The 7,717-nt window shown below is 47.2% G+C and carries 10 protein-coding genes and 1 pseudogene; 10 read left to right on the top strand and 1 reads right to left on the bottom strand.

Annotated features, from left to right (window positions below; translation table 11 throughout):
• The 10 genes from Q0546_RS07830 to modD all read left to right on the top strand — a co-directional run.
• A partial coding sequence (locus tag Q0546_RS07830) for a transcriptional repressor (protein ID WP_298791962.1) occupies positions 1-360 on the top strand: 360 nt, incomplete at its 5' end.
• Positions 361-469: 109 nt separating this feature from the next.
• Entirely contained in the window at positions 470-811 is a 342-nt protein-coding gene (locus Q0546_RS07825) for an HMA2 domain-containing protein (RefSeq protein WP_002952126.1), read from the top strand.
• Positions 808-1,455, top strand: a complete 648-nt coding sequence (locus Q0546_RS07820; protein WP_298791960.1) for an aminotransferase — start codon at positions 808-810, stop codon at positions 1,453-1,455. Before Q0546_RS07825 ends, Q0546_RS07820 begins: the two co-directional genes overlap by 4 nt.
• A 22-nt stretch (positions 1,456-1,477) precedes the next feature.
• Positions 1,478-1,870, top strand: a complete 393-nt coding sequence (locus Q0546_RS07815; protein ID WP_298791958.1) for a hypothetical protein — start codon at positions 1,478-1,480, stop codon at positions 1,868-1,870.
• 12 nt (positions 1,871-1,882) lie between these two features.
• Positions 1,883-2,188: a Cys/Met metabolism pyridoxal-phosphate-dependent enzyme gene (locus Q0546_RS07810; RefSeq protein ID WP_228724772.1), complete on the top strand. Its 306-nt coding sequence runs from the start codon at positions 1,883-1,885 to the stop codon at positions 2,186-2,188.
• Positions 2,185-2,529 carry a hypothetical protein gene (locus tag Q0546_RS07805; protein ID WP_002952117.1) on the top strand — a complete coding sequence of 115 codons (345 nt, stop codon included), beginning with the start codon at positions 2,185-2,187 and terminating at the stop codon, positions 2,527-2,529. The genes Q0546_RS07810 and Q0546_RS07805 overlap by 4 nt, the downstream gene beginning before the upstream one ends.
• Positions 2,513-4,588, top strand: coding sequence for a heavy metal translocating P-type ATPase (locus Q0546_RS07800; RefSeq protein ID WP_298791954.1), 2,076 nt, complete (start codon positions 2,513-2,515; stop codon positions 4,586-4,588). The genes Q0546_RS07805 and Q0546_RS07800 overlap by 17 nt, the downstream gene beginning before the upstream one ends.
• 41 nt (positions 4,589-4,629) lie before the next feature.
• Positions 4,630-6,066: an alanine/glycine:cation symporter family protein gene (locus Q0546_RS07795; RefSeq protein ID WP_298791964.1), complete on the top strand. Its 1,437-nt coding sequence runs from the start codon at positions 4,630-4,632 to the stop codon at positions 6,064-6,066.
• Positions 6,063-6,347 (top strand): hypothetical protein, encoded by a 285-nt coding sequence (locus tag Q0546_RS07790; RefSeq protein WP_002952110.1) that lies wholly within the window; start codon positions 6,063-6,065, stop codon positions 6,345-6,347. Before Q0546_RS07795 ends, Q0546_RS07790 begins: the two co-directional genes overlap by 4 nt.
• Positions 6,331-7,173: a ModD protein gene (gene modD, locus Q0546_RS07785; protein WP_298791951.1), complete on the top strand. Its 843-nt coding sequence runs from the start codon at positions 6,331-6,333 to the stop codon at positions 7,171-7,173. Before Q0546_RS07790 ends, modD begins: the two co-directional genes overlap by 17 nt.
• Positions 7,174-7,246: 73 nt before the next feature.
• On the opposite strand, the pseudogene Q0546_RS07780 reads toward modD, so the two are convergent.
• Positions 7,247-7,717, bottom strand: a pseudogene (locus Q0546_RS07780) (hypothetical protein); the annotation flags it as partial.

Below are 7,717 nucleotides of genomic sequence, written 5' to 3'. Positions count from 1 at the left end.
GAGCAAATTTTAAAAATTTTATTTTCCAGCGACGAGCACCTTAGTGCGAGCGAAATACAAAATAAGATCAAAAGCGAATTTAGACGAAACGTGAGCCTCACGGCGATCTATCAGTTTTTAAATTTTTTGCAGGATTTCGGGCTGGTTTTGAGTTTTGAAGAGAACGGGATAAATAAATTCGAGCTAAATTTAAAGTCGCATCATGACCATCTAATCTGCATAAAATGCGGCGCGGCGGAGAGTTTTTTCGATAAATATATAGAAGAAAAACAAGAGCAAATTTGTTTAAATTTAGGTTTCAAACTCGAGGGGCACGCTATGATTTTATACGGAATTTGTCCAAAGTGCCAAAATAAATAGCCTATTTTGCGCCTCTTTATCAAAAATGATTTGATAACGATATGCAAAAAAGTTTCAGTTAAATTTAAGCGTAGCAAATAGATAATACGCCAAAAAACAAAGGAGAAACATGAGCGCAGCGCCACATATACCATCGGAGTTAGTCTTACGCATAGCTTCGTATTTCACGCCGATCCACCACGTCGCAGGCCGCCTAAGAGTCCGCGTCAGCAGCGATATCAAAAAAGAAGCGGACAGCTTGCCGTTAGAAAAAATAGATCAAACGATAAAGCAAATAGACGGCATAAAAAACGTCAAATTTAACAAGCTAATTGGCTCGGCTACGATAGAGTACGACCACGAAGTTTTCCCGAAAAAGATGTGGGACGATCTGCTAAAAGGCGAAAATTTACACGAAATTTCAGCCCTCATCAACAACCTAGCTCAAAAAGCTACTGGCGGCGCAAGATGAACGAGGAGCTAAAGCAAGCCGCAAATGCGGTATTTTTACTAGAGTCGCAGGGGGTTAAATTTTACGAAAACGTCTGCAAAAAAGATGAAATTTTTGATCAAATTTTAGCGGTGAGGCAAAGTGGGCTAGAGCTTTTAAAGCCATACGCAGACCCCGCCGATCCGCAAGTTTTTTGCGCTTTAGCGTGCGAGGATCTTGACGCTTGCTTTATAAAAGCCCTAAACTACGAGCTTGAGCTAAACGCGTTTTATGAAAATTTGACCGACAGCCTGAGCGATGAAAACTTTAAAGACGTCTGCTTTAGGCTCTGGGCTACGTCAAACAACGAATACATTCCGGCTCTCAAAGCAAAACTGGCTCAAATTTTAGCCGCGCAGTTTCAAGGTGCGGGTAACGCAAGCCAAGAGGAGCAGGCGCAAACGGCTCAAAATCCGAGCGACAATATCTTAAACGCTTTTGATTCGGATAGCTTTAAACAAATCAGTCAAACGCTAGAGCGCATAGGCTCTGGGCAAGGCAGCAAAGAGGACGCTATCGCGCTTTTAAACAATCCGAATTTTTCATTTTTCGGCGGTTTGGCGCTTGGCGGACTAGCTAGCATGATGCTCAGTAAAAATTTAGAAAAAAATAAAGATAAAGAATAAAATTCAACATAAAGGATAAAAAATGGCATTACCGTTTATCGCAGGAGCAATCTTAGGAGGTTTAGCCGTCGCGGCTTTTAACAACAAAGATAAAATCAAATCAACCCTTGAAAGCGGACTAGATAAAGGCAAAGAGTTTGCCGAAAACGCAAAAGAATTTGCCGAGAAAAAAATAGGCGAAGCAAAAGAGTACGCCGAGAAAAAATTTGCTAAAACAAGCGAAGAGGCAACCGAAACAAAAAAACGCACAAGACGCACTAGCGCCGAAGTAGCCGCTGAAAAAGAAGCCAAAAAAACAAAATCTAAGAAAAAAAGCGCTCCAAGAGCCAAAAAAGCTCCGGCAAAAGCAGCCGAGCAAACCGAAAGCCTAGCCGAAGATATCGCAAACGCGCTTGAACCGAATTTAGAGAAATAATAAAGGTATAGAATGAATTTAACATCAACAACCAGACTCCCCGTCGATCATATGATAAGCGGCGCGCTAATCGGCGCGATAGCAGCCGGCGGCGTAGGCATACTAAACTATAAAAAAGGCAGCGCAAGCAAGGCCGAAGTAGTCGCCAAAACGACTAAAACCGCGATCCAAGGCGGTATCGTCACGGCATGCGCCATCAGCGCGTCAAACAAACTAGTCTCTGCACGCTATTTTGCTGCGGCCGTCACCGTAGCCGTAGGTATCGCAGGCGTGATCGCGACGGAGAATTTAATCAAAAAATTAGAGGAAAGCAAATGAAAAACCCATACATCAATCAAACTCAAACAGTAAATCAGCTAAACGATGACGGCAGCACGACGACTACGACTACGACGGTAAAGACTACCGGCGCGCCAAGCGCTTTTGATCGCGGTATAAACGACGCGCTAAAGGACTTCATCCCGGCAAATTTTAATGCGGCAGGCTTTATAAAAGGTGCACTCATAGGCGGCGTCGTGGCATACGTGCTAACAAACGAAAACGCGCAAAAAGCGCTATTTTCAGCTATCGCAAAAGGATCAAATTTGCTTCAAGCAGGATTTGAAGAACTAAAAGAGCGATTTGAAGATGTAAAGGCCGAAATTGACTCCCAAAAATAATGTTCGCATCGCGCACCTGACTAAAAACCGCGTGCGCTTCGTCTGCGAATGCATCGGAGAGGACTGTGACGAGAGCCGTTTGGAGGCTCAAATTTCGGAGTTTAGGTACGCAAAAAGCGTCAGAGTAAATAAAAAAGCAAAGAGCATCATCGTCGGCTTTGAGTCAAATTTAAACGAAATCAAAGAGTTCATCGAAAATTTGCCGATCGCAAATTTAAGCAAGCATAAAAATAGCCCGAGCAAAGCTGAAATCTACAAGGCAGCAACCGCTCTAGCCATCACGCCTCTTATAAACAACAACGGCGTAAAAGCTATGGCTAGCCTGATAGCCGCCGCTCCGTTGTTAAAAGAAGGCGCAAGCGAAGCCGTAAACGAGGGCATAACCTCAAAGGTGCTCGAAGCCACTGCGGTGGGCGTGAGCCTGGCTAGGCGCGACTTTTTAGCGGCAAATAGCACAAATCTCATGCTAACTATCGGCGAATACATGGAAGAAAGCGCCGTGCACCGCAGCGACGACCTCATCAAAGAGCTAGCCCGCCCAAACATCGAAGAGGTCTGGATCGAGATAAATGATCACGGTAAAAAATCCCTCAAAAAAATCGCGACCGCCGACGTCAAGGTGGGCGACATCGTGGTTGTCGGCGCGGGCGAGAGCATCGGCATCGACGGCTACATCGTAGAGGGCACCGCAAGCGTAAATCAAGTCTCGATGACGGGCGAAGCAGAACCCGTCAAAAAAGAGCGCGGCGACCGCGTGATGAGCGGAACGGTAGTCGAGGACGGACGCATAAAAATCTGGGCCGAGAGCATAGCAGCCGAGAGTGCGACTGCTAGGATAAAATCCTACATCCAAAGCTCGCTAAACGAAAAATCGGCCGTCGGACTAAAAGCCACGAAGCTAGCCGATAAGCTAGTGCCTGTGACGTTAAGTCTAGCCGGCGTTTCGTATCTGCTTAGCCGAGACATGACGCGCGTAGCCAGCGTATTGCAGGCGGACTACTCCTGCGCGCTAAAGCTAGCAACTCCCGTAGCATTTAAATCAAGCATCTCAAAAGCCGGCCGCAACGGCGTACTGATAAAGGGCGCCAAAGCTATCGAAGCGCTAGCGAGCGCCGATACTTTCGTCTTTGATAAAACGGGCACGCTAACGCATGGCAGCCTAAGCGTCGTCAAGGTTCACTCGTTTAAAAAAGAATTTACCGAGGCTCAGCTCTTAAATTTGACCGCAAGCGCAGAGGAGCACTACTTTCACCCCGTAGCCGAGGCTATCGTAAAGGCCGCGCGCGAGATAGGCTTTCACCACATCCACCACGACGAGGTCGAGTTTATCGTCGCTCACGGCGTGAAAACATACGTAGGCGGTAAAGAGGTCGTGATCGGCTCGCGGCATTTTTTAGAGGACGACGAGCAAATTTCATTTAGCAAACACGAAGAAATCATAAAAAGCGAAGTAGATAGCGGGCTCACGCTGCTTTACGTGGGCTACGACAAAGAGCTCTTAGGCGTCATCGCCATGCGCGACACCATGCGAGAAAACGCCGCGCAGACGCTAGCAAAGCTACGAAAACTAGGCGTAAAAGAGCTCATTATGCTAACGGGCGACGTGCAGTCTAAAGCCGATCAGGTAGCAAGCGAACTAGGCATCGACAGAGTCTATGCGAACTGCCTACCTACCGATAAAGCGGGCATCATCGAGCAGCTAAAAGCCGAAGGCAAAAAAGTAGCCTTCGTCGGAGACGGCATCAACGACGCGCCAAGCCTCACCAAGGCGCACGTAGGCATCAGTATGCAAAAGGGTGCCGACATAGCAAAAGCCACCGCCGACATCAGTCTACTAAAAGACGACATCGGCTCAGTCGCCGTTGCAAAAGACGTCGCAAATAAAACGATGAGGCTGATAAATACGAATTTTAACGCTACCGTCGGTATAAACTCGCTCATCCTAGCAGGCGCGACGTTTGGACTCTTTAACCCTATCGCAACGGCCGTTTTGCACAACGGCACGACGATCGGACTGCTGGCAAATTCGATGAAAGGCGTCAAGATAGGCGCGAAGTAAATTTGAAGGAATGACGGTTGATAGATAAAATTTTAAAATTTATGAACGACGAGATGTCGCTAGCCAACGACTTTTTATACGGCTATTTTTTGGTTATCGTACTCGTTCTTACCGGTATTTATTTTAGCTATATTACTAGATTCGTGCAGTTTAGGATGTTTTTCGAGGCTTGCAAGGTTTTAGTCGAGAAAAAGGACAAATACAACAAGCACCACCTTACGCCCTTTCAAGCGCTTATGATCTCAACCGCCTCGCGCGTGGGCATCGGAAATATCGCGGGCATCTCCGCTGCTATCGTAGCGGGCGGCCCGGGCGCGCTATTTTGGATGTGTTTGATGGCATTTTTGGGCGCGGCTTCGGCATTTGCCGAGAGTACGCTAGCTCAAATTTACAAGACCAAAGACGTATTCGGCTTTAAGGGCGGCCCGGCATACTACATAAAAAACGGCCTAGGTATCAAGTGGATGGCGAGCCTTTTTGCCGTCATTCTCATCATCACGTACGCGTACGGATTTAACGGCCTACAAAGCTACACCATGACCTCCGCCTTTCAAATTTACTACGACCAAAGCGCTGGCGCTACGAGCTTTAGCGATAGCGGCTTGCCGGTTGGTATCGGTATTATCCTAACGGCATTTGCGGCGGTGATGTTTTTTAGCAAGAGCCACGTCATCGGCAAGGTTAGCTCATATATCGTGCCTTTCATGGCACTTGCCTATATCCTGCTAGCCTTTATCGCGATCTGCTTAAATTTTGACAAACTCCCCACCGTCTTTGATATGATCATGAAAAGCGCCTTTGATTTTAAGGCGATATTCGGCGGATTTGCCGGTAGCGTGATCGTCTACGGTATCAAGCGCGGCCTGTTTTCAAACGAAGCTGGCATGGGTTCTGCGCCAAACGCGGCAGCCGCTGCTCACACGAGCCATCCGGTAAAGCAAGGACTCGTGCAGGCGATGGCGGTTTTTATAGATATGACGATCTGCGTGGCTTCGGGCATGATAGTGCTTTTCTCGCAGGCCTATATCACAAAGCAAACGGGTGCCGGCGGCGAACTGCTCACCGCACTTCCATTGGTGCAGGCCGCGATGCGCGAGTACTACGGCGAGATCGGCCTTCACTTTACGACGCTTGCGGTGGTGCTTTTTGCGATCACGTCGCTGATCGGCAACTACTACTACGCGCAGGCAAATATCAAATACCTCACCAAAAACCACAAAATCGCCATAGCCTTTAAGCTAACGGCGGTCGCGATGATATTCGTCGGAGCGCAGATGAACCTAACTATCGCCTGGAACATCGCCGATATCACGATGGCGGCGATGGCTACGATAAATATCGCGGCGATCTTTATGCTATCAAAAGTCATGATAAAAGCCCTAAAAGACTACGAATCGCAAAGAAAAGCTGGGCTAAATCCGGAATTTGACCCTGAGAGCATAGGCATCGCAAACACAACTTGCTGGAGAAAAAAATGAACATAAACGGACAACTTTTAAATTTACAAACACACAGAAAAGTCGCAAAAATCGGCATGAGCGTCACTCTAGCCACAGTTTGCCTAACGGCGTTCGGGCTTAAAGGCAGAAACAAAGGCAGCTTTAAAAAGTGGCACGTAGCCTCAGGCGTCGCGTTTATAGGTTTTTCGCTCTATCACGCGGGCCTCTACGAAAACGGCATCTTTAGAAACATGATCGTAAACGCAAATAAGAAAAACGCCGAGGCAAAAAGGCTAGCAAGCGATGATCAAGATAAATGACGCCGAAATTTTAGCCTACATCGGTGAGGATCTGCCCTACTTTGATCTTACGACCTCGCTTCAAGGCATCCGCAAAAACGCCGTCTTAACCATACTGCCGCGCGAGGACGTGACGGTTAGCTGCGTAGACGTCGCCGCTCGCATCGCGCGTTTGCTAGACTGCGAGACGCAAATTTGCGTCCCAAACTCCGCCGTCGCGGCCGCAAAAAAGCCGATCGTAAAAATCAGCGGTAGCTACGATAATGTGCACAAAGCCTGGAAACTAGCGCAAATTTGCCTAGAGTACGCCTGCAAGGTCGCCACCTACGCAAGAGCGATGAACGAGGCCGCCAAAAGCGTAAATCCAAAATGCGAAATCCTAGCCACGCGCAAGAGCTTTCCGTTTGCCAAGAAATTTTGCCTAAAAGCCGTGCTTGAGGGCGGCTGCGGCATACATAGGCTAAATTTGAGCGACAGCGTGCTATTTTTCAAAAACCACATCAAAGCCTACGACTCGTATGAGGAGTTTTTGGCTCAAATTCCAACCTTCAAAGTAAAATCTCCCGAGCGCAAAATCGCCGTCGAATGCGAAAATTTAGATGATTGCGGAGCGCTTTTAAAGGCGGGCGCCGACGTCGTACAGTGCGATAAATTTACGCCGGGGGCCGTAAAGCAAGCAGTAGGCTTGCGAGATAAAATCGCCCCAAATGCGGCCTTAGTCGCAAGCGGCGGGATAAATCTAAAAAACGCCAGGGAATTTGCCAGCGCTGGTGCGGACGCCCTAGTTACGTCAGCTATGTACACGCAAGGCATGGCCGATCTCACCGCGGTTTTGGAGATAGTATAATTTGCAAATTTGACGGACCGTTTGGCGCGTCAAATTTGCGCTTGTGTTTAACGTATAGCTACCTCAAGCTTTCTCATTTTCTATCCTTTCTAAAGAACTCAACTATCATTTTTTGATTACATACGTCTAAATACTTCTCCCTACCGCTATCACAAGATATCCCATATCCTCTCGACTCGCTTCCAAAAGCCTTTATAAAGCTTTCGCCTAACGCTCCTTGGTATCTTACGTTTTCGTATATATTGTCGGCTAGTATCTTGCCCGTTTTTCTATCTTTTATGATTCCGCCGTAGTTAAAGCTTAGACCGATTATGTCGTCAAGAAAGGTTTTGATATTAGGTGCCGGCTCTATGAGCCAGTTCGTCATCCTATTTTCTTTTTCCAATACTAACTCTATACCAGCTATCTCATCTTCATTGATTTCTTTGCGAGCTACGCATTTGTCTTTGTAGATTTGCTTGAGATCTTTCATATCGTGTTTTATGTAGCTTAATATCTCAGACGGCTCTATATCTATCGTCGAGGCATTTCTATCATCAAGTAA

Source organism: uncultured Campylobacter sp. (assembly GCF_937997465.1).
Lineage (GTDB): Bacteria > Campylobacterota > Campylobacteria > Campylobacterales > Campylobacteraceae > Campylobacter_A.
Note: the sequence above shows the minus strand (reverse complement) of the source record. Positions and strands in the feature narration are given on the sequence as shown.

Bases quoted from the DNA above. Each gene is read 5' to 3' on its own strand.
- Q0546_RS07805 (WP_002952117.1), top strand. From the start codon at position 2,185: ATGAAAAACCCATACATCAATCAAACTCAAACAGTAAATCAGCTAAAC.
- Q0546_RS07820 (WP_298791960.1), top strand. From the start codon at position 808: ATGAACGAGGAGCTAAAGCAAGCCGCAAATGCGGTATTTTTACTAGAG.
- Q0546_RS07810 (WP_228724772.1), top strand. From the start codon at position 1,883: ATGAATTTAACATCAACAACCAGACTCCCCGTCGATCATATGATAAGC.
- Q0546_RS07795 (WP_298791964.1), top strand. From the start codon at position 4,630: ATGAACGACGAGATGTCGCTAGCCAACGACTTTTTATACGGCTATTTT.
- Q0546_RS07825 (WP_002952126.1), top strand. From the start codon at position 470: ATGAGCGCAGCGCCACATATACCATCGGAGTTAGTCTTACGCATAGCT.
- Q0546_RS07790 (WP_002952110.1), top strand. From the start codon at position 6,063: ATGAACATAAACGGACAACTTTTAAATTTACAAACACACAGAAAAGTC.
- Q0546_RS07815 (WP_298791958.1), top strand. From the start codon at position 1,478: ATGGCATTACCGTTTATCGCAGGAGCAATCTTAGGAGGTTTAGCCGTC.
- modD (WP_298791951.1), top strand. From the start codon at position 6,331: ATGATCAAGATAAATGACGCCGAAATTTTAGCCTACATCGGTGAGGAT.